At 34.4% G+C, this 26,625-nt stretch carries 23 protein-coding genes, 1 tRNA gene and 2 pseudogenes; 9 read left to right on the top strand and 17 right to left on the bottom strand.

Features of this window, described 5'->3' with window-relative positions; genetic code table 11:
- The 3 genes and pseudogenes from PVV69_RS01440 to PVV69_RS01430 all read left to right on the top strand — a co-directional run.
- Nucleotides 1–212: pseudogene (locus PVV69_RS01440) on the top strand (hypothetical protein); the annotation flags it as partial.
- On the top strand, nucleotides 199–2,958 hold the full coding sequence (locus PVV69_RS01435) for a DEAD/DEAH box helicase (protein WP_273756174.1): 2,760 nt from the start codon (nucleotides 199–201) through the stop codon (nucleotides 2,956–2,958). The pseudogene PVV69_RS01440 and the gene PVV69_RS01435, both read left to right, overlap by 14 nt.
- 252 nt (nucleotides 2,959–3,210) lie before the next feature.
- Complete coding sequence (locus PVV69_RS01430; RefSeq protein WP_273756173.1) at nucleotides 3,211–4,143, top strand: COG2958 family protein; 933 nt, start codon at nucleotides 3,211–3,213, stop codon at nucleotides 4,141–4,143.
- A 285-nt stretch (nucleotides 4,144–4,428) separates the two neighbouring features.
- Here PVV69_RS01430 and sodC read toward each other — a convergent pair whose 3' ends face one another.
- The 4 genes from sodC to PVV69_RS01410 form a co-directional block, all read right to left on the bottom strand.
- A complete protein-coding gene (sodC, locus tag PVV69_RS01425; RefSeq protein WP_273756172.1) occupies nucleotides 4,429–4,953 on the bottom strand; it encodes a superoxide dismutase [Cu-Zn] SodC in 525 nt (174 codons plus the stop codon).
- A gap of 392 nt (nucleotides 4,954–5,345) precedes the next feature.
- Nucleotides 5,346–5,657, bottom strand: coding sequence for a hypothetical protein (locus tag PVV69_RS01420; RefSeq protein ID WP_273756171.1), 312 nt, complete (start codon nucleotides 5,655–5,657; stop codon nucleotides 5,346–5,348).
- Entirely contained in the window at nucleotides 5,644–5,994 is a 351-nt protein-coding gene (locus tag PVV69_RS01415; protein WP_273756170.1) for a hypothetical protein, read from the bottom strand. Before PVV69_RS01415 ends, PVV69_RS01420 begins: the two co-directional genes overlap by 14 nt.
- Nucleotides 5,995–6,402: 408 nt before the next feature.
- Complete coding sequence (locus PVV69_RS01410) at nucleotides 6,403–7,629, bottom strand: UbiH/UbiF family hydroxylase (protein ID WP_273756169.1); 1,227 nt, start codon at nucleotides 7,627–7,629, stop codon at nucleotides 6,403–6,405.
- A gap of 179 nt (nucleotides 7,630–7,808) precedes the next feature.
- On the opposite strand from PVV69_RS01410, the gene pcsA reads away from it, so the two are divergent.
- From pcsA to PVV69_RS01395, 3 genes are read left to right on the top strand one after another with little or no spacing between them, the layout of a single operon-like run.
- Nucleotides 7,809–8,621: a phosphatidylcholine synthase gene (gene pcsA, locus PVV69_RS01405; RefSeq protein WP_273756168.1), complete on the top strand. Its 813-nt coding sequence runs from the start codon at nucleotides 7,809–7,811 to the stop codon at nucleotides 8,619–8,621.
- A gap of 26 nt (nucleotides 8,622–8,647) precedes the next feature.
- On the top strand, nucleotides 8,648–9,694 hold the full coding sequence (locus PVV69_RS01400; protein ID WP_273756167.1) for an enoyl-CoA hydratase/isomerase family protein: 1,047 nt from the start codon (nucleotides 8,648–8,650) through the stop codon (nucleotides 9,692–9,694).
- On the top strand, nucleotides 9,691–10,098 hold the full coding sequence (locus PVV69_RS01395; RefSeq protein ID WP_273756166.1) for a DUF6163 family protein: 408 nt from the start codon (nucleotides 9,691–9,693) through the stop codon (nucleotides 10,096–10,098). Before PVV69_RS01400 ends, PVV69_RS01395 begins: the two co-directional genes overlap by 4 nt.
- 460 nt (nucleotides 10,099–10,558) lie before the next feature.
- Here the strand turns inward: PVV69_RS01395 and PVV69_RS01390 are convergent, their stop codons facing one another.
- The 8 genes from PVV69_RS01390 to PVV69_RS01355 all read right to left on the bottom strand — a co-directional run bounded on the left by PVV69_RS01390 (nucleotide 10,559) and on the right by PVV69_RS01355 (nucleotide 18,353).
- Entirely contained in the window at nucleotides 10,559–10,918 is a 360-nt protein-coding gene (locus PVV69_RS01390) for a hypothetical protein (RefSeq protein WP_273720442.1), read from the bottom strand.
- Between the two features lie 113 nt (nucleotides 10,919–11,031).
- Nucleotides 11,032–11,841: an MBL fold metallo-hydrolase gene (locus PVV69_RS01385; protein WP_273756165.1), complete on the bottom strand. Its 810-nt coding sequence runs from the start codon at nucleotides 11,839–11,841 to the stop codon at nucleotides 11,032–11,034.
- A gap of 10 nt (nucleotides 11,842–11,851) precedes the next feature.
- The gene (locus PVV69_RS01380; protein WP_273720439.1) at nucleotides 11,852–12,625 is read right to left on the bottom strand and encodes a TatD family hydrolase; all 774 of its coding nucleotides are present in this window, start codon (nucleotides 12,623–12,625) and stop codon (nucleotides 11,852–11,854) included.
- Nucleotides 12,615–14,174 (bottom strand): methionine--tRNA ligase, encoded by a 1,560-nt coding sequence (gene metG / locus PVV69_RS01375; protein ID WP_273756164.1) that lies wholly within the window; start codon nucleotides 14,172–14,174, stop codon nucleotides 12,615–12,617. Before metG ends, PVV69_RS01380 begins: the two co-directional genes overlap by 11 nt.
- A gap of 63 nt (nucleotides 14,175–14,237) precedes the next feature.
- Nucleotides 14,238–15,293: a DNA polymerase III subunit delta' gene (locus tag PVV69_RS01370; protein WP_273756163.1), complete on the bottom strand. Its 1,056-nt coding sequence runs from the start codon at nucleotides 15,291–15,293 to the stop codon at nucleotides 14,238–14,240.
- Nucleotides 15,290–15,934: a dTMP kinase gene (tmk, locus tag PVV69_RS01365; protein WP_273756162.1), complete on the bottom strand. Its 645-nt coding sequence runs from the start codon at nucleotides 15,932–15,934 to the stop codon at nucleotides 15,290–15,292. The genes PVV69_RS01370 and tmk overlap by 4 nt, the downstream gene beginning before the upstream one ends.
- Before the next feature lie 29 nt (nucleotides 15,935–15,963).
- Nucleotides 15,964–17,127 carry a D-alanyl-D-alanine carboxypeptidase family protein gene (locus PVV69_RS01360; RefSeq protein ID WP_273756161.1) on the bottom strand — a complete coding sequence of 388 codons (1,164 nt, stop codon included), beginning with the start codon at nucleotides 17,125–17,127 and terminating at the stop codon, nucleotides 15,964–15,966.
- Nucleotides 17,128–17,468: 341 nt separating this feature from the next.
- Entirely contained in the window at nucleotides 17,469–18,353 is an 885-nt protein-coding gene (locus PVV69_RS01355; RefSeq protein ID WP_273756160.1) for a septal ring lytic transglycosylase RlpA family protein, read from the bottom strand.
- Nucleotides 18,354–18,645: 292 nt separating this feature from the next.
- Between PVV69_RS01355 and PVV69_RS10020 the strand changes: the two are divergent.
- Nucleotides 18,646–19,236, top strand: a pseudogene (locus tag PVV69_RS10020) (integrase); the annotation flags it as partial.
- A 318-nt stretch (nucleotides 19,237–19,554) separates the two neighbouring features.
- Here PVV69_RS10020 and PVV69_RS01350 read toward each other — a convergent pair.
- Nucleotides 19,555–19,630, bottom strand: a tRNA-Lys gene (locus PVV69_RS01350).
- Between the two features lie 783 nt (nucleotides 19,631–20,413).
- Between PVV69_RS01350 and lexA the strand changes: the two genes are divergently transcribed.
- Both lexA and rimO read left to right on the top strand, forming a co-directional pair.
- Nucleotides 20,414–21,127 carry a transcriptional repressor LexA gene (gene lexA, locus PVV69_RS01345; protein WP_273756159.1) on the top strand — a complete coding sequence of 238 codons (714 nt, stop codon included), beginning with the start codon at nucleotides 20,414–20,416 and terminating at the stop codon, nucleotides 21,125–21,127.
- Between the two features lie 239 nt (nucleotides 21,128–21,366).
- Nucleotides 21,367–22,680 (top strand): 30S ribosomal protein S12 methylthiotransferase RimO, encoded by a 1,314-nt coding sequence (rimO, locus tag PVV69_RS01340; protein WP_273756158.1) that lies wholly within the window; start codon nucleotides 21,367–21,369, stop codon nucleotides 22,678–22,680.
- Between the two features lie 37 nt (nucleotides 22,681–22,717).
- Here rimO and ttcA read toward each other — a convergent pair whose 3' ends face one another.
- From ttcA to PVV69_RS01320, 4 genes are all read right to left on the bottom strand, one after another.
- Nucleotides 22,718–23,611, bottom strand: coding sequence for a tRNA 2-thiocytidine(32) synthetase TtcA (gene ttcA / locus PVV69_RS01335; RefSeq protein ID WP_273756157.1), 894 nt, complete (start codon nucleotides 23,609–23,611; stop codon nucleotides 22,718–22,720).
- A 258-nt stretch (nucleotides 23,612–23,869) separates the two neighbouring features.
- The gene (rpsD, locus tag PVV69_RS01330; RefSeq protein ID WP_273756156.1) at nucleotides 23,870–24,487 is read right to left on the bottom strand and encodes a 30S ribosomal protein S4; all 618 of its coding nucleotides are present in this window, start codon (nucleotides 24,485–24,487) and stop codon (nucleotides 23,870–23,872) included.
- A gap of 183 nt (nucleotides 24,488–24,670) precedes the next feature.
- On the bottom strand, nucleotides 24,671–25,483 hold the full coding sequence (gene murI / locus PVV69_RS01325; RefSeq protein ID WP_273756155.1) for a glutamate racemase: 813 nt from the start codon (nucleotides 25,481–25,483) through the stop codon (nucleotides 24,671–24,673).
- Nucleotides 25,476–26,312, bottom strand: coding sequence for an RNA methyltransferase (locus tag PVV69_RS01320; protein WP_273720426.1), 837 nt, complete (start codon nucleotides 26,310–26,312; stop codon nucleotides 25,476–25,478). The genes murI and PVV69_RS01320 overlap by 8 nt, the downstream gene beginning before the upstream one ends.
- Nucleotides 26,313–26,625 lie beyond the last annotated feature (313 nt).

The raw sequence follows: 26,625 nt of genomic DNA, 5'->3' as shown, positions 1-26,625 counted from the left end.
CAGAATCTTTTGACAATCTAACACTTGTTAAAATTCCTCGTGCTGTATTAGAAAAATGTGAATGGGGGAGGGATGATTACAGTTTAAATGTAGCAAATCTTGAACCAATGGCTGTAGTAAACGAATTTCCGAAAGATAAAGATATTGCGCAAAAAGAATTAAATTTATTTAGAAAAAATATAAAAAGCGGAGTTTCTCATGAACGCTATTGAAAAAAGGGTTTCTGCTCGCTTATCATTGCGTTATCCTCAACATGAAGCCTTAAATATTTTGGTGCGAATTTTAGAAAATATCAAACTTTCTAAAAATACTGATTTAGTTGCAGATCTAGAAGTGATCAAAAATCTTTATCCTTCTGTACAAGATTTTGAACGCGATTTTCCTTCTTTCTGTTTTGCCTTAGCTACGGGAGTTGGAAAAACACGACTAATGGGTGCTTTTATCAGCTATCTTTATTTAACAAAACGCAGCCGCCACTTTCTTATCTTAGCACCAAATCTAACTATTTATGAAAAATTAAAACAGGATTTCTATCCCCAAAATCCGAAATATGTCTTCAATGGAATTAATGAATTCGTTGTAAATAGACCTGTCATTATTACAGGTGAGGATTACGAAAATTGTAAAGGAATCCGTTCTGATGCAGAGAAGTTTTACGGACAAAAGCGTTTATTTGAACATGATGATACAATTTTCATCAATATTTTTAATATTTCTAAAATTAATGCAGTTGACAGCAAAAAAGGCGCTACAAAATCTAGTATTCCACGCATTAAACGTTTACAAGAAACGATTGGCGAAAGTTATTTTGATTATCTTGCAAATCTTCCTGATTTAGTTTTGTTGATGGATGAGGCACATCGTTATCGTGCCTCTGCGGGGGCAGCGGCAATTAATGAGTTAAAACCTGTTTTAGGAATAGAACTGACAGCAACACCGAAAACAATAGGTACAAAACCTGTGGATTTTAAAAATGTTGTTTATGGCTATTCACTCGCAGAAGCTATGAGAGATGGATTTGTGAAAGAGCCAGCTGTTGCTACACGTAAAGATTTTCAAGCAAAAAATTACACGCCTGAACAACTAGAGTATATTAAACTACAAGATGCAATTCACGCACACGAAAACGTGAAGGCAGATTTAATTATTTATGCTAACGATTATAACAAGAAATTTGTTAAGCCTTTCGTCTTAGTTGTAGCCCAAGATACAGAACATGCGCGGAAATTACGTAATTTATTAGAATCAGATGATTTTTTTTCGGGTGCCTATAAAGGAAAAGTTATAGAGATTCATTCCAAACAGTCAAATACAGAAGAAGATAAAAATATTCGAAATTTGATTGCAATTGAAGAACCCCATGAACCAACAGAAATTGTTATTCACGTTAACAAATTGAAGGAGGGATGGGATGTGACCAATCTTTATACTATTGTGCCATTGCGTGCATCTGCTTCAGAAATTTTAACTGAACAAACAATAGGTCGAGGATTGCGTTTACCTTATGGAACTAGAACAGGCGTAGAAGCTATTGATCGTTTAACAATTATTGCGCATGATCATTTTCAAGATATCATTGATCGTGCAAACGATCCAAACTCAATTATTAAAAAGCATATTGAGATCGGAACAGGTGGTGATATACCTTTTGAAAAATCCGATATACTGATCGTGCCAAGCCGAGCAGCAACAGAAACTTTAAAAACGACAGTAATACGTAATTCCAGTATGAAGGGTATATCTGATTTAAACGATACAACGTTACAGAATATATCTCAGCCCATTTTCTCTACTGAAGAGCAAAAGATTGCTACTATCGCTTGGAACATTATCAAAGATTATAATACGTTACCAAATTCTCAGTTGCTGTGCTCGGTAGCAATACAAGAAAAAATCAGCAATGAAGTTATGGAGACTATTCAGTTATCAAAAGAGACTTTTGCTTTAGATACTCAAAGTACACAAGCTTTTGTACAAGAAGTAATCGTAAATATAACAAAAAATTTAGCAGAATTAACAATAGATATTCCTAATATTGTGCTTATCCCTTCTCGTGAGGTTACGTATGGTTTTTCTGATTTTGATTTAGAAAATCTGGAAAGTTTAAACTTGCAACCTGTTAGTAAAGAGCTTTTAATTCGAGAGTTGCGTACACATAAAAGCATTTTCCTTACCTCTAAGAATGAGTATATTAAAGAGCCACATCTTGAAAATTATATCATTCGCGGTTTAATTGATAATGACTTTATCGATTATGAGAACAATACGCCATTATTACGAAAATTGGCAAATCAGATGGTACGCCATTTTCAATCTTATCTGCCGGATGATGCGGCCGTTGAGAATGTATTGATTCATTATCAGCACAAATTAAACACTTTCATAGTTGCTCAATTAAGAGCACACCAATGGGAAACGCAAAAGAATTATGAAGTTAAAATTACGCGAGGTTTTAAAACTTTAACGCCTATCCACTATACACTACCGCAAGGCACATCTCCTGTTGATTTTCGTTGTATTCCTTCCATTAAAAGCGATATTAAAGCCCTTGTATTCAAGGGCTTTACAAAAAGCTGTTATCCTTTACAAAAATTTGATTCAGTAGAGGGAGAATTACGGTTTGCTCAAATATTAGAAGATGATGCACACGTATTAAAATGGTTGAAACCTGCACGAGGTTTTTTCAAAATAGAATATAACAAAGGATCGACTTATGAACCAGACTTTGTTGTAGAAACAAAAGATGCAAAATATCTTTGTGAGCCTAAAAGAGCATCTGAAATGCAAAATTCTATTGTTTTGAAAAAAAGAAAAGCAGCAGTTCAATGGTGTCGTCATGCAACGCATTATTCTGTCACGCATGACGGAAAACCATGGTATTATGTTCTTATTCCGCATGACTCTATTAAGGCAAACAGCAGTTTTGAAGGTTTGTGTGCAGAGTTCACTATCTCATAAGTTTTTTTTATTTATGAATGATAAGCTGAATTAAGTATCTGAATCCTATTTTTACTTCTTATGCTATTGCTTTTTAAACACTATAAAATTCTTAAATCAAAAAATTATTCATTCTTTCTGAACTTCATTTGATAACTTAATAGATACAAATAAAATATTTTAAAAAACTGAACTATTTATTACTCTTTCTCTTGTAAAATTGAAGCGCAATGAAATAAAATATAACAGCAGATAAAATGGATGATTTGATGTATGGCTTTAGACTTAACAAACATTACTTTTAATTTTTTAAAACAAAACCCAACAAAAAAGTTTACCGCTCGCGAAATCGCTCAATGGATATTCGAAAATTACCGAGATGCTTGTCGTAAAAAACAAAAGCGTTCAACTGCAACAGTTATGCCTCTTAATAGTGATACGGCTCTTATTCAGCAAGTTGTTGCTGAAATAGGGTCTAAGCGTCCGCACTTACAAAAGCGTCATCCCGAAATTAAAACCACTGAAGGACGTCCGCGGCAGTATTATTTCACCCAATCAACAGATAGTGCTGAAATTGATGAAATAGAGAGCATTACGACGTCTAAGACAGATGATAGCGTTAAAGAACATGATCTTTATCCATTGTTATCTAAATTTTTATGGTCAGAGCTTGAAGTTTATAGCAAACGGATTAATGAAAAACATTCTCGTAATAAACACGGCTCTGGTGGGAATAAATGGCTTTATCCAGATCTTGTAGGAATACAAGATTTAAGTAAAGAATGGCATCGTGAAATTAAAGATTGTGTTCTACAATATTTTGATAAAAAAACAAAACTTTGGTCTTTTGAAGTAAAAATTCTCATCAATCGCTCAAATGTACGACAAGTATTTTTTCAAACGGTTAGCAATTCTTCATGGGCTAATTTTAGTTATCTAGTCGCTAGTGAGATAGCAGGCGTTGATACGTTAAAAGAACTTCGGATGCTTGCGTGTTTACATGGAATTGGATTTATAAGACTTGATAGAGAAAACTTTTCTGAAAGCCAAATTATGATACCTGCGAAAGAGCGTAATGAAATTAATTGGGATACTGCTAATAGATTGCTAGAGGAAAACAAAGACTTTTCTCATTATATTAAACTTATTCGTCAATTTTATCAAACTGGTGAGATTCGCCAGTCTGATTGGGATCATTTCCCATAAGAATATCCTGCTAGTTTTTATCATTCTCAAAAAAAATTGCTCATTACATTTTGAAAATGTATTTATTAGCTCCTTAAAAATAACTCTTTCATTAGCTGTATATTGTTTTTGAGAGCAACAAAAAGTAGCATTCAAAGGGGAAAAGCTTTTGGTTTCACTACCAAAAATATTTTGTTTAGATTGGCAGATTAATTAAAAATTTTAGATTACGAATATATCAGAAATAGACATAAATTCCTCCATCTTTTACAAAAAATTACAGACTTTAAATAGCTTATAAGAGGCTTATTCTTCAATAATACCGCATGCTAAACGCGCGCCACCCCCACCAAGCGGTAATGGTTTATCTGATTGGTTATCTCCTCCTAAATGAATTATTAGAGAATGTTTTTTTATTTCAGAGATTTTTTTAATTCGTGGAGCAAGAACGCTCATTGTTGATTGCCCTTTATCATCAACATAAAGTGCTGGTAAATCACCCAAATGGCCATGAGTATTATAGGGGCCAAGATGTTTATTGGTATGTTCAGGGTCGTAGTGTCCACCTGCAGCAGCACCAACGACACCGTCTTTCATATCACATGAAGGGTTTTCGTGCATATGAAAACCGTGCAAACCTTCTGGTAAGCTAGACAAATTAGGTGTGAAAATTAAACCACGACTATTTTCTTCAATTTCAATTATACCAATAGCTTTTTTTATGTCGTTCTTTTCTAGCTCATAAATCTTTACTTGCATAGAATTTGCTAATGCAGCAGAATGATAAGTAAAAATCACAAGTGAGGATAAGAGAAGGCATTTTTTATTCATATAACACCTTTTATACTTTTGTTTTACATATTAAATATAAAATCGCATCTATACTTTATAAATATAATATATTTCTTCTTAAACTATATTAATTATACTTTTTTTTGAAAATTATAATTAATAGAAAAACGCTCTAAGTTCAAAACGGCTTTCTTTATACGCTAGTATATTTCAAAGGATTAATCCTATTTATCAAAATAATGCAGCTTTTATAGAGTTATAACTATATTTCACCTCCATTTCTTCAAGAGGTGTTTTTAAAAAACAGATTTTTTAAGATATTGTGCAAAATCAAATAAGGAACTTTTGAGATAATTTCGCTCGTACGATATTCATAATATATGGTACAGATGTTCATAACAATATGCTTATGAAAGTCGTAAGAGAAATAACTATCGTAGTCTATATAAATATTCCATAAAAGAATAAAATGCACCGACGAAAATACCTATTATTGATCCTATCATTGCACCGATTATTATTCCGATGAAAAATGCTAAACCTATCCCCATTGTAATAATTGGACCAAATCCTGGCAGAGCAATATAACCATAAGTTGCGAGAATTGCAGCAACTGCTCCTGATAAACTACCATTTAAACTTCCTATAAAAGCGGGCTCTTTGAGGAAATCCAAAAAATTTTTTAAAAAAAATCTCTTACAGTTATGGGAATCAATATTGCTATAAGTTTTAAAATGAATCATATTTTTTTCTTTTATTTTGAATACTAACTGTTCCAGAATAATCAATTGATATGAGAAAAAGCCCCCTTTTAAACTCTACCAAAGCGCGCCAAATACCTTTATCATCAAGACGCAATCGTTTAATATTTGTAAAACCATTTTGTATGAGACAATTTTTAATTTGCAAAGCAGTAAATGAATTTTGTCCTGGTTTAGTAATATCTTTCGTAAAGCTATATGCAGAAGCTTTACAATAGGGAGCATAAAAAACCTTACTTATTGAAGCAGTGACTATAGATGAGAGGCATAGAATTATTATAAAAAGAATACTTGATTTTAAAATTTTACTTAATCTCATCTTATTACCATCTGTTGAAACAATACTTCATTAACCTTTGTATTGCCAACAAGTTCCCAAAGCTATTTTATTTTCAATGGTGTACTTAATGAAGAAAGTTTTTTAAAATTTACGTTAATTAGCAAAAAACGTTTTTTCTTTATTTTATTATGAGAGGGGAGGCGATTTATCAAATTCTGCTATTATTTTTTAATAAAAAAGTCTGATTTTTGATATTTTTATAAACGCGGGTAGGATATATCTTCTGAACATCTCATAATTTGGATTGTACAAAAGCTTTTCACGCACGCTATTTATGAAAATAGTATATTCTTATGCATGACAATACATATAAATACATCAAATAATTCTTCCCAAGGGAATGAGGAATTAACACTTGTTTTTTCTGTTATGTTCCATCGTTTTATTTCAATGGAGTTGTTTAGGTGATTTGATTGGGAAGATTTGCATAATTTCTTTAAAGCCGTATCCAGGGTACATTCCTTCTCGCATAAATAAATTACGTAACGGTGAGCAATTGCGTAATAATCCAAGTCCAATACTTCGTATAATGTGGATAGGCAGCCTATTAGAAAGTAAAGAAGAGTTGAGCATATGAACAGATCCACTTCGGATCAATATATCAGGTCGGCGGTATTTATTATAATGGGCAACAATTATTTTAGAATGAAAATCAGATATTTGGTTAGGTAAAACATCAATCAAAGTTTCAACATCACGAAATCCTAAATTCAATCCTTGGGCTCCAATGGGAGGAAAAACATGGGCTGCTTCACCCACTAAAACCGTTTGGTTGGCTGCAAAACGATGAGAGATAAGTCCTGAAAGAGGCCATGCTTGAATTGGTGTTTCTAATGTGAGTGTTCCAAGCATTGATTGCATCTGCTCTTCGATTATTTTTGCAATTTCTGTTTCTTCCATATTTAACAATTCTTCCGCACGAGAAGAACTAACAACCCATACAAGACTGGATTTTTTTCCTGGTAGTGGAACCTGCGTCAATGGACCATGTTCTGTATGAAATTCAGTTGATGTATTTTGATGAGAAAAATCATGAGAAAAATTGAGAACAAGAGCTTTTTGTGGATAGTTCCACTGTCTGGTAGCAATACCCGCAGCTGCTCGTGCTAGAGAGTGCCGCCCATCAGCAGCAACAACAAGTGATGTTTGGATAATTTTATCATCTGCAAGCGTAATGTGTACATGACCGTCTTTCTGTTGAAAAGATTTTGCCAAAGAAACAAATCTTATAATATTGGGCATATGCTCAACAGCAGTAATTAAAGCGTTGTTTAACTCTACATTAGGGATATTATAACCAAAAGCCTCTTCACCAATTTCAGCAGAAGAAAAACTGACGCTAGGAGCGTGCACAATCCTAGAAGTGATATCTATAATTCTAATAAAAGATAAAGCCGCTGCATGTTCTTTAAGAACATTCCAAATATTAAGTTTTTGTAGCATACGCACTGCTGGCATCATAAGAGCAGTTGTCCGTAATTCACCTGCATGAGCGGGTGGTCCAATAAGATAAACAGAATAGCTTTTATGTGCAAGAAGAAGTGCTGCTAACATACCGACTGGGCCAGCACCAATAACAGCGATGTTTTTATATTCGTTTTTTTCAAATGTCACAACGACTTGAGCCTTTTTTCATTTACTAAATATTTTAACTTTTCTAAATCAACAATCTCTTTTTATTGTATGAAATCCTTCTATTATATTATGTAATAAGTAATGCGATATAAAAAAGTAACCTTTTTATGATTTTTTTACGATAAATTATACAATGGGTAAAAATGGTGTGTTGGTAGATGAATGAAAATTTAAAAGACGAGGATAAGAAAATTTTGAAACGTAAGCTAACAAAAAAAATCAAAAAAAATGCTGATCGTCTGCGTCACAAAAAAGTAACGATGCCACAAGCAAAAGCTTTTTCTGTTCATTTACTAACAGCGTCAGGATCATTTTTAGCATTTCTTTCCCTTATCTCTGCATCTCAAAAAGAATGGAATGCTATGTTTTGTTGGCTTGGGCTTGCGCTCCTCGTTGATGGTATAGATGGTCCAATTGCACGCAAACTTGACGTTAAATACGTACTCCCAACATGGTCTGGGGAACTTTTAGATAATATCATTGATTATGTCACCTATGTTTTAATTCCAGCTTTTGCGCTTTATCAAAGCGGTTTAATAGGTTCAGGATTATCATTTTTATTGAGTGCAATTATTGTCATTTCATCAGCTATTTATTACGCAGATACTGGAATGAAAACTAAAGAAAATTTTTTCAAAGGATTTCCTGTGGTTTGGAATATGATGGTTTTTACACTTTTTGTCTTAAGACCAGGAGAATGGATCACTTTTACCATTATTGCTTTATCGGCGATCATATCTTTTTTACCAATTTATTTTATCCATCCAGTGAGAGTTATTCGCTTGCGTAAGCTTAATTTTCCTATTTTTCTTTTATGGTGTTCCTTTGCGGGTGCAGCATTTTTTTACCAATTAGATGCTCCATCATGGGTTAAGATAGGTATTTCAATTACAGGAATTTATATATATTGTATTGGTGCCATCATGCAATTATTTCCCAAATTAGGAGAAAAAAGTATAATAAAACAATAAAATAGATATTTTAGAACGGGGATAAGATGCAAATTGATTTTGGAGCAGGTGATGACATTTCTTTTACAAAAGAGGGCCATGCTGGTATCATAAGGCTTACACGTCCTTCAGCATTAAATGCTCTTAATGGGCGAATGGTTTTGGCTTTTAAAAAAGCTCTTAGCACATGGGAAACAGATGATGAAGTTTCTTGCATTTTAGTTGAAGGAGAGGGGCGTGCTTTTTGTGCTGGTGGGGATGTTGTAGAAATTTACCATATGGGAAAAAAAACCTCTTCTTACCAATATTTTAGCGATGAATATCGCTTAAATGCTTATATTAAACGTTTCCCCAAACCTTATATTTCTTTTTTGAATGGTATTTGGATGGGAGGAGGGGTAGGTATTTCTCTATACGGTTCTCATCGAATTGTTACAGAAAATACACTCTTTGCTATGCCTGAAGGTGCTATTGGATTTTTTCCAGATGTTGGTGCAAGCTTCTTTTTACCGTCTCTTCCAGATCATTTTGGTATTTATCTTGCATTGACCGGCGCAGGCATAAAATGGGGAGATTGTTTAAATTTAAAATTAGCAACACATGCTGTTCCTGAAATTGAATTAAAATATATTAGAAAGGCGATTATTGAACAAGGAGATCCGAAATTAGTTTTAGGCGAGCGAGCAATTACAAAAGACTATGAAACAAGTCATGAAACACGTTGTATTATCAGGACGTGTTTTAGTGCTCATACGTTGGAGGAATGTCTTGAATTGCTTCAAAAAAAAAGCGATGAAGGTATTTTATTTGCTAAAGAATGTTACGATATTTTACAGGTACGTTCTCCAACAAGTTTAAAAGTTATTTGGAAACAAATGAAACAAAATCCACCTCAAACTTTGGAAGATTGTATAAGAATTGAAAATCGTATTGCGCATCATATGATTAATTCTCATGACTTCTATGAAGGAATACGTGCAATGTTGATTGATAAGGATAAAACACCGAAATGGCAACCAGATAAACTTTCACATGTAACAGATGAAATGATAGATGCTTACTTCAAACCTATTGAAAAAGAATTATTATTTTGAAAACGCATCCTCAAAAACAGATTTCAAGAATCCATTTAATTTACAAATGTTATTTGCGATTTTTAGCACTCATTTGCTTAAGCTTAAGTATTTTTTATTGGATATGTCTTGTTGGTGTATTTCCAAACTCTTTATGGCGTTTTGACCTTATGCCATGGCACTGGCAGTTCGCATCTGCCACATTAGCTATTGTTTATCCTATCGCCTTAATTGGACTTTGGATGTATTCGCTGTGGGGAATTGTTTTATGGTGCATTGCAGCACTAACCGAAATATTAACGATGTATTATGCCAATTCTATTGATCAATCTTTTGTACTGCTATTTTATGGAATATTATTTCTCATTTTTATGATACTACAAATGATAATCTTTTTAAAAAGAAATCGTACAAAAGACGATTAGATAAAAAACATTGCGACTTAAGTTTTCGGACCAGTTATTTCTGGTCCGATTTAAAATCTTAAAGGTCAAAAGTTTTTTCTTAAGAAAAAGGTACCCACCATAAATCCCAAGGACTAGTGGCTTTTGTTGAAAATATCCATAGTAATGATGCTATCGTTCCCCAAAGTGCTGCTGCTGCCATTAAAATATATCCTTTCTATTAAAAGTTCCATAATATATATTATGCGATAATATGATTACGATAAGAAGAAGATCGTTGCCAAATAAAAAACAATATGAATCCTACTTTAGACACATAATCATATTTATGTCGCATATTTTCACTTTTTAAACAAAAATATGTCAATAATAAGGCATTGTTTAATTTATTTATTAAATTGGCATAGTTAAAAAAATAGCTTTAAGTAAAAAACAAAATTACTTAAAGCTAAAAAACAATATGTATAATAAAATAAAAGAATTACTGTGCTAATTTACAACGTTTTATATGTGCAAGATCACTCAAAACAGCATTTCGGTTATTTAAAGCCGAAATCTCATTGCTTTCACTTGATTTTGCATCTATAAAAAACAGAGCAGGTAAAAATATAACACCCGTTGCAGCTAAAGCTGCATTTTTACCTCTTGCTTTAGAACGCTCTATAATAGTGTCATTAATCTGACGTTTATTAGCATAAAATTCTCGTTGAATATCAGCACAACTCATTGCACCATCATGTATTGTTGTAACTGAAATATTTTTTTCTAGACGCCCCCCACATGCGGATAAGGAAATCGCTGAAATGATAATACATATTGCCCGCGTAAACCATCTATACATAAGAAACCTCACTTTTAACATAAAAATAACACAAATAAGACAAAAATGAAGTAAAGGAAAGATAAGACTATTCAAGAAGATTTTAGTTAACAAGAAATATGTGTTTTCTAGATTTATGCATCTGTTTCAAAAATAAGTCCTTGATATGCAGGTTTAACATGCGGTGGAACAGAGTTTACCACCTTATTGTAATCAAGCGATCTGTCCATATGTGTGAGGATGGCTTGTTTGGGCTGTAAATATTTTATCCATTGTAATGCTTGATCAACGGAAAGATGACTTGGATGCGCTTCAAATTGAAGAGCCTCAATAATGAGAACATCTAAGTTCATGAGTTTAGGTAATGTTTTTTCAGGAAATTTGCTAACGTCTGTACAGTAAGCAACATTACCAATACGAAAACCTAAAGAATGAATATTACCATGACATTGTAAATGCGTATTGACAGTTATCGTCCCACCCTGCCCGTGAATTCTAAGTTGACTATCTTCATTGATAAGATGTTCTTTTAAAATAGGTGAATAAGATGAATCTTTGGGAGCTTGGAAACAATATCCAAAAGCATTTTTTAAATGTTTGAGTGTAAAATTATCTGCGTAAATATCGATTAAACATTTTTGTGCGAGTGCATAACTGCGTAAATCATCAATACCATGAATATGATCTGCATGAAAATGCGTATAAAGTGCAGCGTCAAGATGATTTACACGGGCGTTGATCATTTGTGATCTAAAGTCTGGACCAGTGTCAATAACAATTGTTGTTTTTTTTCCTGATGGTTTAATGCGATCCACTAACAAAGCACTTCTGTAGCGTTTATTTTTAGGGTTATGAGGATCACAAGCTCCCCAATCACCATTGGGGCGTGGCACTCCCGGAGAGGGACCACAGCCTAATATTGTGAAACGGTATCGATCAAACATAGCTTTTGCCTTATTTCATTTTGCTAAATAAACGAAAAGCATTTTGCGTTGTAATCTGAGCTATTTCTTCAAGACTTAAACCAATTGTTTCAGCTAAAATAGCCGCTGTATAGCGTACAAAAGAGGGTTCATTTGTTTTTCCTCGATGAGGAACAGGGGCTAAAAATGGTGCATCTGTTTCCACCAATAAATAGTCATGAGGTATAGTTTTTGCTATCTCACGGATCTCAAGCGCATTTTTAAAAGTCAGAATACCTGAAAAAGAAAGATAACCACCAAGTTCAATGCCTGCACGAGCCAATTGCATTCCAGAGGAATAACAATGAAGTACAAATGGAAAAGTACCTTCTTTTATTTGTTCGCGTAATATTTTTTCCATATCTGAATCAGCATTGCGTGAATGTATAACAAGAGGCAGCTGTGTTTCTCGAGAAGCGATGATATGTTCCTGAAAAACTTTCTTTTGCTCTTCTGGCGAAGAATAATCATAATAATAATCAAGTCCTACCTCCCCAAATGCAACAATTTTAGGATGCTTTGAGAGGTGAATAAGCTCTTCAGCTGTAATATTTTGTTCTTCATGGGCACTATTGGGATGTGTCCCAACGGAACAAAACACTTGATCATAAGTCTGCGCAATTGCTAAAAGCTTATCCAATTTACGAACATGTGTTGAAATCGTTATCATACGTTCAACATCAACATCTAAAGCCCGTTGGATAACCCCATCCAAATCTTGTGAAAAATCTTCAAAATCAAGATGGCAATGTGTATCAATGAGCATGATGATTCTCATCTTTCTTCAAAATATAACGGGGAAAGATTGGTTCTGGTGGTGGAAGATCAAGACCTTCTTGAATTTTTGCATGACTTATATGATATAATGACCGATTATTTTCAGGAATAGCAAGGCTGTCGAGAAGTTTGGCTGCTGAGTGTGGTATGAAAGGCAAAAGCATAATTCCTATTCGCCGCAATGTTTCTGCAGTTATGTAAAGAACTGTAGAAAATCTTTCTGGGTTATTTTTCCGTAAACTCCAAGGTTGTTCACTAGCAAAATAGCGATTAGCATCTGCTACGACTGAAAAGATAGCGGAAAGTGCTAAATGCATCTCGTGAGAAGACATGGCTTCACGCACAAGCTCAAGCGCTTGAAGAGATTGTTCTAAAAGCTGTTCATCTTGGCTTAAAAAAGCCGCTGCTATAGGAACTTTTGCATGGCAATTTTTGGCAATCATAGATAAGGAACGCTGTGCTAAATTCCCAAGATCATTAGCAAGGTCTGCATTAATGCGATTTACAAAACTCTCATGGCTATAACTGCCATCTTGTCCAAATGGTACCTCACGAAGCAGAAAATAACGAAACTGATCAAGACCATAGTGATCAACGAGTTCAAAAGGATCAACGACATTTCCAATGGACTTTGACATTTTTGCACCACGATTGAGCAAAAAACCATGAGCAAAAATATGCTTAGGCAATTCAATTCCAGCGGACATTAAAAATGCTGGCCAATAGATGGCATGAAAACGAAGAATATCTTTTCCAATGATATGCGTATTTGCAGGCCAAAAATGACGTTTTGTCGCATTTTCATCAAAAAAACCAATTGCTGAGAGATAATTGGTAAGCGCATCGACCCAAACATACATCACATGCTTTCGATTATTTGGAACAGCAACGCCCCAATTAAAGCTTGTCCGTGAAATAGAAATATCTTTTAAACCCGATTTGATAAAACTGATAACTTCGTTACGCCGTTCAACTGGAGCAACAAAATCAGGGTGTTTTTCATAATATTCAAGAAGGATCGTTTCATAACGGGAAAGTCTAAAAAAATAACTTTCCTCTTCGTTCCACTCAACCGGAGAGCCTAACTCCTTTTCGCGACGGATGTTGTCTTCTCCAACTTCAGTATCTTTCTCTTCATAATATGCTTCCTGACGAACGGAATACCAACCACTATAACGACCAAGATAAATGTCGCCATTTTCCTCCATTTTTTTCCAAATTTCTTGACAAGCTTTATAATGGCGCTCTTCTGTTGTACGGATGAAATCATCATGAGAACAATTTAAGACTGTAAGCATTTTTTGAAACATAGCACTATTACGATCTGCGAGTTGCTGAGGTGTCATGTTTAATGTTGCTGCTGTTTGTTGCATTTTTAAGCCGTGCTCATCCGTACCAGAGAGAAAAAATACATTTTTCCCATCTAACCGTTGAAAACGGGCGAAGACATCACTTGCAATTGCACTATAGGCGTGCCCAATATGTGGAGTGCCATTAGGATAAAAAATGGGAGTTGTTATGTAATACGTGTCATGCATGTCATACTCGTTTTGTAAAACGCTATAAAAGATATCTTGACATAACGCCTGTTAATTACATTGTCACGGAAAAAGCTCATCTTCATGCATGATCTTATGCACTTTAAAAAGCAAGTTAATAATGAACTGCTTCTTATCAAGATTAAATGATTGTATTTCTCCTATTTCTTGATGAATCTCCTGCCACAGTTGCGCGCATTTTTTTGAGAGATTTAACTCTCCCTTTTCAACAAGTATGATAGCTTTTTTTTGAATTTTATCAAGAATTTCACCACAGAATTGTTGAAATTGAATCATAGAAGAAAGAGAGGAAAGTGTTTGTGCAAGAATATGTACAACAGCTGGATTACAAACAGATTGCTCCAAAAGAGTATCCAGAGTTTTAACAATTTCAAAACCGCCATGGCAAAGAAGTAAAGCAGCTTTTCTAGGATTTCCTTTGGCTCTTTGAATAATCATTTGAAGAGTTTCTTCATCAGGTAAATCTTGATTTAAAAAAATATGTGTAATGACTTTTTTCATCTCATCATCATACAATGGTCGCAAAGAAAACTGCTGGCATCGTGAACGAATTGTTGGGAGCAATCTTCCTGAAGAATGTGTGATGATAATGAATAAAGTTTTCGCAGGAGGTTCCTCAAGTGTTTTAAGAATTGCATTCGCCGCACTTCTATTCATATCTTCTGCGGGATCAATAATAACAATACGCCATCCATTGTCTTGTGATGTTTGGTTTAAAAAATGCATAACATCACGAATGTCATCAATGAGTATCCCTGTTTTAAACTTTTGTGTTTTTAAATCGAAGCGACGTGAAATGTATAAAAGCCCAGGATGACATCCTTGCGTCATTTTATGCCATGTAATGGAATTATGCTCTGGTTGTAAAAAGTTCCCCTTCTGAGAGCTTAAAATATTCCAAGCAAGGTGAAATGCTAATGTGGCTTTTCCAATACCACGCTCTCCTTCAAATAATAAAGCATGATGTAAACGCCCCTCCTCACGCATTTGTGCCAAAAAATGACGAGCAGCCTCATGACCAAAAATCACATTATTCTGTGAAAAGGATAAAACTGAATCGATATCGTCATATTGGCGCAAAATATTTACATCACTCATAAAAGTTGATCCAACAATAGCTGATGACAAATATTTTTTATTTTCTGTGCGATAGTTTCCACAGCATCGGTGGCATCAATCACACGAAATCTATGAGGCTCCTGCTTTGCTAATTGCAAGAAAGCTTGGCGCCTTTGTTCTTGAATTTCTAAATTATCTTTTTCAAAATAATCAATCGTTTCAGTTTCCTTTCTTCGCACTTTTGCACGTTTCATACCATATGTTGCTGATATATCTAATAAAAACGTTAGATGAGGCCTTATTCCATTAAGCGCTATACATTCTAAAACAGAAAGAATGGAAGAGTTTACCTTATCATTCTGTCCTTGATAAACTCGTGTAGAATCAATAAAACGATCGCATAAGATCACTTTGCCTTTTTGTAAAGAAGGCGCGATCACTTCACTAACATGGTCTGCGCGTGCAGCTGTAAACAAAACAGCTTCCATGAAAGGACCGTATTGTTGTGCCTTCCCTGACAACAAAGCATATCGAATTGCTTCAGCACCTGCTGTTCCGCCAGGTTCTCGTGTTGTAATAACATCATAACCTTGGCTCGAGAGAAACTCAGAAAGCAAAGAAATTTGCGTTGTTTTTCCTGCGCCCTCCCCCCCTTCAAATGTAATAAAATAACCTGACACCTATAAACCTTAATCCTTAAAAGCCTGTACTATAAATATTTCCGTAACCATCCAATTGTTATTTCATAGAATGCATTTCTAACTTTTGCAAAAAAGCTTCCTTCCTGAACATTGTTTCCAGCAAAAACAGTTTTTTCGAGAAGAATCCTTTTATCTTCTAAAATTTGCAGAACACCGACCGGTTGTCCTAAAAGGATAGGAGCTTTTAATGGACCATGATATTTAATTTTTGCTTTAACATTCCTCTTTTTTTCATTCGAAAGCATAAAACTTACCGGCTCTTTAACAATAAGAGAAACAGAATTTTGCGTCCCACCATAAACAGAAGCATAGCCAACGGTTTCTCCTTCGCTAAAAATTGTTTTAAGATCAAAGGCTGTCATTCCCCATTGAAGAATGTGTTCTACTTCTTTTGTATGCCCTTTACCCTCTTGCAAACCATTTATTGCTAAAAAAAGACGTCGATGATTGTTATAAACAGAAACAATCATTGAAAAACCTTCATCTTTACTATAGCCAAAACCAAATCCTTCTACACCAATTTCTTTGGAAATAAGAGGATTTTTATTACGTTGAAAAATATTATTCCACGTAAAATGAGGTTCGCGGTAAAGTGTATAATAATCGGGATATTCATGAACAATATGACGTGCTAATATCATCATATCGCGCAATGTCACAAATTGTCCCTCCTCCGGAAGCCCTGTTGCATTAACAAAATGACTATGTGATAACCCGATCATTTTGGCTCTCTGATTCATCAGTTTTGCGAAATTAGCCTCATTTCCGGCTATGCCCTCAGCAAGGATAATGGCAGCATCATTTCCATTGACAATAATGAGACCACGCAAAAGATCAGAAACACTAATTTCTGTCTTTACTTTTGCAAACATAGTGGTTGTACCAGAAGGAGCTCCACCTTTGTGCCACGCATTTTCACTCACCTTAAATTTTTGTGTACTGCTTAATAAACCTTCTTTTAATTGATAAAATATGACTTCAGCTGTCATCAATTTTGTTAACGAAGCTGGAAAAAAAGCAATATCACTTTGTTTTTCAGAAAGTATTGTATCTGTGTCATTATCTATTAACAGTAACTGTGATGCAGAATTTTGAAAATCCTGTGCTCTCCCCCACCCATCCAATATCAATATCCCCAATAAGGTGAACAAAACCCTTAATGTCGTATGCATAACCGCTTCTCCCATCTTTAAGAAGCAGCATAAAGAATCTTCTTATACAAGAAAAGATTTGTTTGACTGCAAATGGATAATCCCATCACAAGAATGAAAACAAGTCTCTACTTTTGCACAGCATTATCAAAATGAATCGATATACTATACTTTCATGTTCGTTTCTCAAGTAAGATTTATTTTGAATTTTATGCATTAAAAGTGCTCTCTTTGTTTCATACAATAAAAAGCACACTTCTTCATTTAAACTAAAAAGTTTATTATAATGAATAAATTTTGATCATCTATAACCTGAAAACATATCAAAAACAAACATCACTCTTTCTTATAAAGAGCCGTAATCAGTTAACTCTTATTTTCTTGATTGGTTTGTTTATAAAAGCCACTTTCTCAAAGAGCATTGGCTTACTAATCAAAACTGGACCACTTTCCGGTAATTTTACTGAAAAAGTTTTATTGGACTGTTTTTGTTTACTTATAGCTTTTTCCAATCGCCTTTGCAGATCAGCATCAAGTCTTTCGAGTACGATCTTTTCTTTTTCTTTTGAAAGATCCGCTAATGTTAATGAGGATGAAACATCACTTCCTGATGTGTAAGAAGCCATTAAATAAGCGCCATCATAATGACCAATAGGCGCTTCAGAAATATATTCCACTTTAACATTTGCTACACCTACATTTGCATAACCAAGTATCTCTGCAGCTTGCTTTGATAAATCAATGATTCTATCTTTCATAAAAGGACCACGATCATTCACTCTAACGATGATGGAAGATCCATTTTTGAGATTCGTAACACGAGCATAACTGGGTAACGGCATTGTGGGATGAGCAGCAGTCAAGAGATTCATATCATAGACCTCACCATTTGCGGTTAAACGCCCATGAAAATCTGAACCATACCATGACGCTTCTCCAACACGTTTGTAGGTTGGGTCATTTTGCGGATAATACCATTTTCCTTTTATTTGGTAAGGTTTACCGACAACAGCTCGCCCCCTTTTCTTTTCTTTTGACTGGTTTTGCCCACTGGAATTTTTGTTAGGATTAGGAAGAACGGTAGTTTTTACCTCAGTAGCTCTATTATTGTAAAAACTTCTTATTACAAAATGTGCTGTTTCGCTTGCGCAGCAAGATACCAATAACTGGGATACAATAACGACAGCAAGAAATTGAAATGTTGAATTAAGAATGAAAGTAAACTTTTCTTTGCTATTTAAAAGCATTTGTCAGCCCGCTTATTTCTAATTGAGTATTTACTACCAAAAATCACACCGCACTTTCTTTATGCGATAGAAAAATTCATATTTTCAGATGATTCCCCTCGCGGGTTCACTATATCCTAAAGATTTACCATTTATCAAGAAATTAATACATTGTTAATATTTCTGTGCTTTGCAAAAAAGAAATGCAATGTTATCAAAATAGATAATAATGAATAAAAAACAAAGAAATCAATATTTTAATAAAAAACATGATATCATCATATAAATTATGAATAAGTAAGATGATTCTTATACGGTTTTAAAGGGGCTTTGTAATTTAGCGGTTGATAATGCTCTTTTAAACAAAAATTCTACTTTTAACTTAAAACCACCAAAATTCTTTAATGTAGAAGGTTTTCTACTATGGACCGAAGAAGATACTGAAAATATGTGATCAATATTGGTCTTACCCATCAGTGTGTATAGATTGATATTCTTCTTTACACAGGTTTGCGCCGTAGTAACATCGTTCGTATCGGCTGGAAAAATGTCAAAGATAATATCATTCATCCCAAGACAGAAAAGAGCCAATTTAAAGCAGATGTTTTTCTGCTTATTTTACCGAAATGAGAAAAAATCCTTTTAATTGCTCTCATAGGTGATAAAATATTTATTTGCGAAAAGAAGGTAGATATAAGCTTGTTAAAGAAAGTTTTGAAGCCTGTTTCATGAAGCATGTAACCAAGCAGCTATGAAAAATCAGCGCACGATTTGATAAAATGAGCAATAACACATGCAGCCAATGCAGGAGCTACCGTATCACAAACTTAAAGCACTTTTTGTTTGGACGCTGCAATCATTATATTTGTTAGCCTCTACTATTGCTACAACCTTTGGCACCTGAGACTCTTCATAAGAGACATTTTAGTTCTTTCTTAATAGTTTTTATCCACATGCTGCTCACGCTTTTGATCTGCAAGAAATGATTTTGTTTTATTGAATATAAACAGCTTTGGAATAAGAGAATGGTATGAGTCTCTCTCATTTAGCATAAAAATGAACTATCTTTATAATTCAGTGTGATGCCTCTAAGTAGAAGAGTCAGCACAGAATCTTTTCATACCAAAACAACGGATAGAAAATAATAAACAATACATTAACAAAAAACTTCAAACTATAAAAAGAAAGCAAAGTTTTTGAACTTTTATATAAGCTATTAATTTGGTGAGCGCGCAGGGATTCGAACCCTGGACCTACTGATTAAAAGTCAGTTGCTCTACCAGCTGAGCTACGCGCTCCCACACAAGCCATTTTGCTTGTCGAAAGTGAGTGAAACATACGGTTGACTTTTCATTTGGTCAACACCTTTCGAAAAAAAATATTATTATTCGGTTCAGTTATCAATACTTTTCTGTCTTTTCTCTTCACTGTGAATACAATTTTTCCCCTGTTTTAAATTTGAATAAAAGAAAAAATGATCAAGATAAAATGCATCATGACTTTTACAGCATGAAAAAGTTGCATATTTCGAAATAATAAAAAGAACAGGAAATGTACAAAAACAGTCAACTTGAGTTAATAAAGAATCAAAAAAGTAACAAATAGATCAATGCTATGATTCGTTTTATAATTTAATGTATAGATCAAAAGAAAGTATAGCTTTACCGTAAGAGAGGTATTATACTCTCTTCATGAGAAATTTAACTTTCGTGAAATATTGGCAAATAAGTTATCGTCTCTATTAAATGAATGTAATACTATTTATTTTAATTCTTTATGATAGAAATTACAATATAATTAAAATTATTTTTGAAAGAGATATAACTATTTTTATTAAATTGATTATAGGATTTATTTTACGATAATATTTTTTATTTAAAATCTTAAAAGATATTTTGAAATATTTTTCATTCTATGAATAGTAGTAAATTTATTATTATCTATTATAATAGAGAAAATATATTAAATTTAATTAAAGTAAATTAAAACATAATATTTAAATTTTATCTCAAAAAATATGTATAATATTTGCAAATATATTTATTTTTTCTTATTTGGGATGCTTATGATTGGAATATTGAATGCTAACATGTAAACAATATGAGCTACTGTTGTTCATTCATAATCATATGAAAGAAACTGGCATTCCTCCCTCCTTTGATGAAATGAAAATTGCCTTGGAGCTTTCTTCAAAGTCTGGCATTCATAAACTTATGATAGCTTTAGAACAACGAGGTTTTATACGTCGTTTGCCAAATCGAGCCCGCGCAGTTGAGGTGATACGACTTCCCGATAAAATAACATTTAATCTTTCTTTAGCGCGTAAACTTTCTCCCACTATGATAGAGAAAAATAAAAGAAAAATATCAAAAAACTTTACTGATTTTAGTAACTTCGAGGCAGAAGAAAAAAAGAATGTTACTATTCCCATTATGGGCCGCATTTCTGCAAGTATACCGGTCTCTGCTTTATTACAACAAATAGATACGCTTTCTTTACCACAAGATATGATTAACTCAGGTGAGCACTATGCTTTAGAAGTCAGAGATGATTCTATGATTGAGGCTGGTATTCTTGATAAAGATACTATAATTGTTAAATGCCAAAGTACAGCAACATCAGGTGAAATTGTTGTGGCGTTCATTGATAAAGAAGAAGCAACTTTAAAACGTTATCGACGTAAAGGAGCCTTTATTGAGCTAGAATCGGCAAATCCTCACTACGAAACACGCATATATGGATCTGAGCGTGTGCAGATACAAGGTAAACTTATCGGACTTATTCGCAAATATTAAAAGATAAAAAACTACTGAGCACGTTCATACATTGATCAAAAAATGATTTGATAATTTTGTTATTGTGCCATAATCAGTAATAATACATATTCACTCAATAAAATTTTTGAGCAAGAAAATGAATAATTTTCTAATAAATTCTATTGCATATGTATTAAAGATAAAGAGCCTTTTTATTCTTTATAGATAGTAAAAACAGCAGATAAAATGTAATCGTTATAAAATTACAGGATTGATTAATGGCAGCACCTCGTATTAGCTTTGTCTCCCTCGGATGTCCAAAAGCATTAGTAGATTCTGAGCGAATTATTACCAGACTCCGGTCTGAAGGTTATGAAATTTCACGGAAGCATCAAGGAGCCGATGTCGTTATTGTAAATACCTGTGGGTTTCTTGATTCTGCCCGAAATGAATCATTAGCTAATATTGATGAAGCTCTCAAAGAAAATGGAAAAGTTATTGTAACGGGGTGTCTTGGTGCTGATCCTGATGTTATTCGTCAAGCACATCCTCATGTATTAGCCATTACAGGGCCACAAGCCTATGAAAGTGTTATAGAAGCTGTTCATACAGCAATTCCCCCAGTTCATGATCCCTTTATTGATTTAGTTCCCCCGCAAGGTATTCGCTTAACACCTCGCCACTATGCTTACTTAAAAATTTCTGAAGGATGTTCTAATCGATGTAGTTTTTGTATCATCCCTACTCTGCGCGGTAATCTTACTTCACGCCCCATCAATGAAGTTCTTCGTGAAGCCGAAAAACTTGTACAGGCAGGTGTAAAAGAGCTCTTGGTTATCTCTCAAGATACCAGTGCTTATGGCATTGATCTTAAATATCTCGAAAGTCCTTGGAAAGATCGTATCGTAAAAACCAAATTTTTTGATCTTTGTCGCGAACTGGGTGATATGGGAATTTGGATACGCATGCACTATGTCTATCCTTATCCTCATGTGGATGAAGTTATTGAGCTTATGGCTGCTAAAAAAATTCTTCCGTATTTAGATATTCCTTTTCAACATGCATCACAAACTGTTTTACGTAATATGAAACGCCCTGCTGTTATGGAAAAAACAAATCGTAGAATTGAAAACTGGAGAAAAATTTGTCCAGATCTCACCTTACGATCAACATTTATTGTTGGTTTTCCAGGCGAAACAAATGAAGATTTTAATATACTCCTCGAATGGCTAGAAGAAGTAAAAATTGAACGTGCTGGATGCTTTAAATATGAAGAAGTAAAAGGCGCTGTTGCAAATGATTTGGGATTAGAAAGTCTTTCTGAAGAAGTGAAAGAAAAACGCTGGCATCGCTTTATGGCAAAACAACAACAAATTTCCACCCATCTTTTAAAGAAAAAAATCGGAAAAAGGCTTCAAATTCTCATTGATGAAAGTCAAGGAAAAATTGCTAAAGGTCGTAGCCAATATGATGCTCCAGAAATAGATGGTGTTGTACATATATCATCACGACGCCCCCTCCGTGTTGGTGAATTTGTCACTGTCAAAATCGAAAAGTCAGATGCTTATGATCTCTATGGTATTGCAGTTTAAAGAGAAAGCTAGAGTTATTGTGCTAAAAAATTCAGCTTTATAATAAGCTTTTGAAATCAAAAATATTTTTATCGAGCAAATGACTTGGACGAACATTTGTGAGAGCACGAATCATAGTGTCTTTACGTCCTGGCATTCTTCTTTCGATATCCTTTAACATTTCTTTCATTGCATTGCGTTGTAAACCATCTTGGCTACCACAAAGATTGCAGGGAATAATAGGAAATTGCATTGCTTGTGAAAATTTCTCCATATCTTCTTCAGCTGCGTAAACAAGAGGACGCAAAACAAAAAGATCCCCTTCATCATTCATAAGTTTTCCAGGCATAGCTGCTAATCGGCCTCCATGAAATAAATTCATAAAAAACGTTTCTAAAACATCATCACGATGATGTCCAAGAACTAATGCAGAACATCCCTCTTCACGTGCAATACGGTATAAGTTACCACGCCGTAACCGCGAGCAAAGCGAACAATATGTTTGTGTCTCTGCTAGTTTATCTGTAACAATGGAATAAGTATCTTGGTATTCAATACGATATGGAATTTGATAAGAGGTCAAAAAATCTGGAAGAACATGTTTTGGAAAGCCTGGTTGTCCTTGATCAAGATTACAAGCTAGAATTTCAATAGGTAAAAAACCACGCCACTTTAAATCCAAAAGAAGCGCGAGTAAACCGTAAGAATCTTTTCCACCTGATAAAGCGATAAGCCATTTTTTTCCTGAAGAAAGCATGGAAAAATCATCTAATGCTTGCCGTATGTGACGTAAAAGTCGTTTACGCAGCTTATTAAACTCTACAGTTGAAGGAGCTTTCCTAAATATCGGATGACAATCATCGGCAGCTGGTGATGTGATTTCTCTGGCTAAAAAATCAGTTTTCTCTACATTCTTTTGCATTGTTTGATATTCGACTGAACTATTATCCATAATATCATATCCTGCACAATAAAGAGCTTGTTCTATAAGAATGATAGAGAGAAGGACAGAGAGGTTACACAGTATAAACCGATACGCTGTGGAGCCGTAAGATGAAAATAAATGGCGCTATAGAAGCCAATTGTTATAAAATATAACAATAAACTTAATATAGCACCATCCATAAGAATTATTCATTAGCTTTAAGGACTATAAAGCAAATTCCGAGCATATAATCAAAAGCAAAAGAGCAATACTCCCATAAAGAATTTAACGAGAATAAAACTCAACAACCAAATTGGGTTCCATTTGCACAGCATAAGGAACATCTGCAAAAGCAGGAACACGTGTAAAGATTGCTTTCATCTGTTTATGATCGGCTTCAATATATTCAGGCACATCGCGCTCTGCTAACTGCACAGATTCCAACACCAAAACAAGCTGTTTTGACTTCTCACGAACTTCAATAACATCACCTGGTTTACAACGATATGATTGAATATTTGTACGTCGACCATTAACATTGACATGACCGTGATTGATAAATTGGCGAGAAGCGAAGATGGTTGGCACAAATTTTGCACGGTAGACGACAGCATCTAAACGCGATTCCAACAGTCCGATAAGATTTTCACCAGTATCACCACGTCGACGAGCAGCTTCTGCATAAGTTTTACGAAATTGCTTTTCTGAGATATCACCGTAAAAACCTTTTAATTTCTGCTTAGCACGCAACTGTACACCATAATCAGAAAGCTTACCTTTTCGGCGTTGTCCGTGCTGCCCTGGACCATAATCACGACGATTTACAGGAGATTTCGGACGTCCCCAAATGTTTTCTCCCATCCGACGGTCAATTTTATACTTGGTTGTTTCGCGTTTACTCATCGCATTTCCTTTTAAAATAGAAAACAAGATCTCATATAAGATCTCAAGGAAACGCGCCCTCCTCTGCCTTCAAATAAAAGACTGACAGGACATCTTTAACATTAAATATGCAAAGTTACCCACGGGACACGTCAATTCACGCTATTTTCTCAAGAGAAAAAGCTAAAAGAACTTCTATTAATCTTACACCCCAAAGTCAACTCCTTTCATGATATTTAAGCAAAATCTTTGTAATAAGCGCTCTGTTGAAGATGTTATATTTTGCGATGTAAATAAAGCAAAGTCTTTATGTTTCTTTATATTTTGGGGATCTACTCTTTTCGGTAGTAATGATCTTGTGTGTTTGGCGATAGCTTTTGCGGGATCAATCCATTTAACTGGCCATAATGCTTGTTCACGAAAAAAATTAATCAAAAAAGGATAATGCGTACAAGCTAAAACAATAATATCAGTATATTTGCCATTTTTCTCAACAAAGCACGGAAGGATTTCATGGCGTAATTCTTTCAAATCTATAGGCTTTCCACGTAAATAATCTTCGGCAAATCCAGCAAGTTTTTCACTTCCAACAAGCTGAACATGACATTGAGCAGCAAAAGAATTGATTAATTCATGTGTATAAGCACGTTTAACTGTTCCAGGAGTAGCTAATACTGAAATAAAACCAGATTTTGTTTGTTCCGCTGCTGATTTAATTGCAGGAACCGTTCCTACAAAAAGAATATGGGGAAATTTTTCACGTAAATCTGTCAGCATGAGTGTAGAAACAGTATTGCAAGCAATGACACATAGAACAGGATTGTAGAGTACTAAAAGATTTGTAAAAAACTTTAAAATTCGACTTTTCAAAACATTTTCTTCCCAATTTCCATAAGGAAATCCAGCATCATCAGCAACATAAATAAATTGCATTTCAGGAACAAGGACACGCACTTCCCTCAACACTGTTAAACCGCCAATGCCACTATCAAAGAAAAGAACAGGTCGCTTATCCATCCGTTTTCACACCTGTTTTTAATTTTGTACGTTGACGCTCTAAGGGTGCACCGCTTCCTCGTGGAAATTGAGGAGAAAAATGATCCAATGAAGAGATAATTCCTCGTAGCAAGCGAACCTCAGATTCACTAAAATGAGCACGTGTAAAAACAGAACGCAGATTCGCAAGCATAACCTCTTTACGTTCTCGAGGTCTAAAATATCCACGAACATCCAAAGCTTCTTCTAATTGAGATAAAAAACCATGAAACGTTGCTTTATTTGCTGGCTCCATCTTTGCGGCACGAAAAGCCGTATCGCTCACATTTTCTAAACCTGATTTCATCCATTCATAAGACATAAGTAAAACTGCTTGGGCAATATTGAGGGATGCAAAAGCAGGATTAACCGGAAAAGTAATAATTTCATCAACAAGACTGATTTCATCATTTTCTAATCCCCACCTCTCTCTTCCAAATAAAATACCCGTTTTATGCCCAAGACTCTCGCTATGACGTAACAAATACGCTGCTTCAACGGCACTTTTTACCGGTTTAAAACCACATCTTTCACGTGCTGTTGTAGCAAAAACATAGTGCAAGTCTGCAATCGCATCAGACAATCTATCAAAAACAACTGTATCATTAATAACATGATCGGCTTTACTTGCTGCCGATCTGGCTTTTTCATTTGGAAATGTTTCTCGAGGTTTGACTAACCGAAGTTTAGAGAGCCCAAAATTTGCCATTGCCCTTGCCACCATACCAATATTCTCAGGCAGCTGGGGTTCAACTAAAATAATCATTGGCCCATTTGTTAAATTCTCACGATTTTTATTGGTTCCAGCCATCAATCTTACCTAATTCTATGCATTATCTTCCTAGAGTCGACTTTTTTCAATGCAACCTTTTAGAAGGAATATTCCAAGAGATAACCTTATCTCATAACAAATTGCGGTCAATATTATCTTTTCACGCAGAGTTTATGATGAAAAGGATTAATAATGAATTGTGCAAATAAAAACAAACTTTGTTTTTTAGATCTTAAACTAGTTATGTAAGCTGCTGTAAGGCTAGAGGTACACTATTTAATGCATTTAACGCGCTATAACATTTCTAAATCATAATTTAAGTTGAATTATAAAATTATGCATTCTAAAAAAA

The sequence above is a fragment of the Bartonella sp. MM73XJBT genome (assembly GCF_028618465.1).
Taxonomy (GTDB): Bacteria; Pseudomonadota; Alphaproteobacteria; order Rhizobiales; family Rhizobiaceae; genus Bartonella.
This window is presented reverse-complemented; position numbering and strand designations above follow the sequence as displayed.

Excerpts from the sequence above, each read along its gene's own strand:
- PVV69_RS01435 (WP_273756174.1), top strand. The coding sequence starts at position 199 with ATGAACGCTATTGAAAAAAGGGTTTCTGCTCGCTTATCATTGCGTTAT.
- PVV69_RS01430 (WP_273756173.1), top strand. The coding sequence starts at position 3,211 with ATGGCTTTAGACTTAACAAACATTACTTTTAATTTTTTAAAACAAAAC.
- sodC (WP_273756172.1), bottom strand. The coding sequence starts at position 4,953 with ATGAATAAAAAATGCCTTCTCTTATCCTCACTTGTGATTTTTACTTAT.
- PVV69_RS01420 (WP_273756171.1), bottom strand. The coding sequence starts at position 5,657 with ATGATTCATTTTAAAACTTATAGCAATATTGATTCCCATAACTGTAAG.
- PVV69_RS01415 (WP_273756170.1), bottom strand. The coding sequence starts at position 5,994 with ATGAGATTAAGTAAAATTTTAAAATCAAGTATTCTTTTTATAATAATT.
- pcsA (WP_273756168.1), top strand. The coding sequence starts at position 7,809 with ATGAATGAAAATTTAAAAGACGAGGATAAGAAAATTTTGAAACGTAAG.
- PVV69_RS01400 (WP_273756167.1), top strand. The coding sequence starts at position 8,648 with ATGCAAATTGATTTTGGAGCAGGTGATGACATTTCTTTTACAAAAGAG.
- PVV69_RS01390 (WP_273720442.1), bottom strand. The coding sequence starts at position 10,918 with ATGTATAGATGGTTTACGCGGGCAATATGTATTATCATTTCAGCGATT.
- PVV69_RS01385 (WP_273756165.1), bottom strand. The coding sequence starts at position 11,841 with ATGTTTGATCGATACCGTTTCACAATATTAGGCTGTGGTCCCTCTCCG.
- PVV69_RS01380 (WP_273720439.1), bottom strand. The coding sequence starts at position 12,625 with ATGCTCATTGATACACATTGCCATCTTGATTTTGAAGATTTTTCACAA.
- metG (WP_273756164.1), bottom strand. The coding sequence starts at position 14,174 with ATGCATGACACGTATTACATAACAACTCCCATTTTTTATCCTAATGGC.
- PVV69_RS01370 (WP_273756163.1), bottom strand. The coding sequence starts at position 15,293 with ATGAGTGATGTAAATATTTTGCGCCAATATGACGATATCGATTCAGTT.
- PVV69_RS01360 (WP_273756161.1), bottom strand. The coding sequence starts at position 17,127 with ATGCATACGACATTAAGGGTTTTGTTCACCTTATTGGGGATATTGATA.
- PVV69_RS01355 (WP_273756160.1), bottom strand. The coding sequence starts at position 18,353 with ATGCTTTTAAATAGCAAAGAAAAGTTTACTTTCATTCTTAATTCAACA.
- lexA (WP_273756159.1), top strand. The coding sequence starts at position 20,414 with ATGCTAACATGTAAACAATATGAGCTACTGTTGTTCATTCATAATCAT.
- rimO (WP_273756158.1), top strand. The coding sequence starts at position 21,367 with ATGGCAGCACCTCGTATTAGCTTTGTCTCCCTCGGATGTCCAAAAGCA.
- ttcA (WP_273756157.1), bottom strand. The coding sequence starts at position 23,611 with ATGGATAATAGTTCAGTCGAATATCAAACAATGCAAAAGAATGTAGAG.
- rpsD (WP_273756156.1), bottom strand. The coding sequence starts at position 24,487 with ATGAGTAAACGCGAAACAACCAAGTATAAAATTGACCGTCGGATGGGA.
- murI (WP_273756155.1), bottom strand. The coding sequence starts at position 25,483 with ATGGATAAGCGACCTGTTCTTTTCTTTGATAGTGGCATTGGCGGTTTA.
- PVV69_RS01320 (WP_273720426.1), bottom strand. The coding sequence starts at position 26,312 with ATGGCTGGAACCAATAAAAATCGTGAGAATTTAACAAATGGGCCAATG.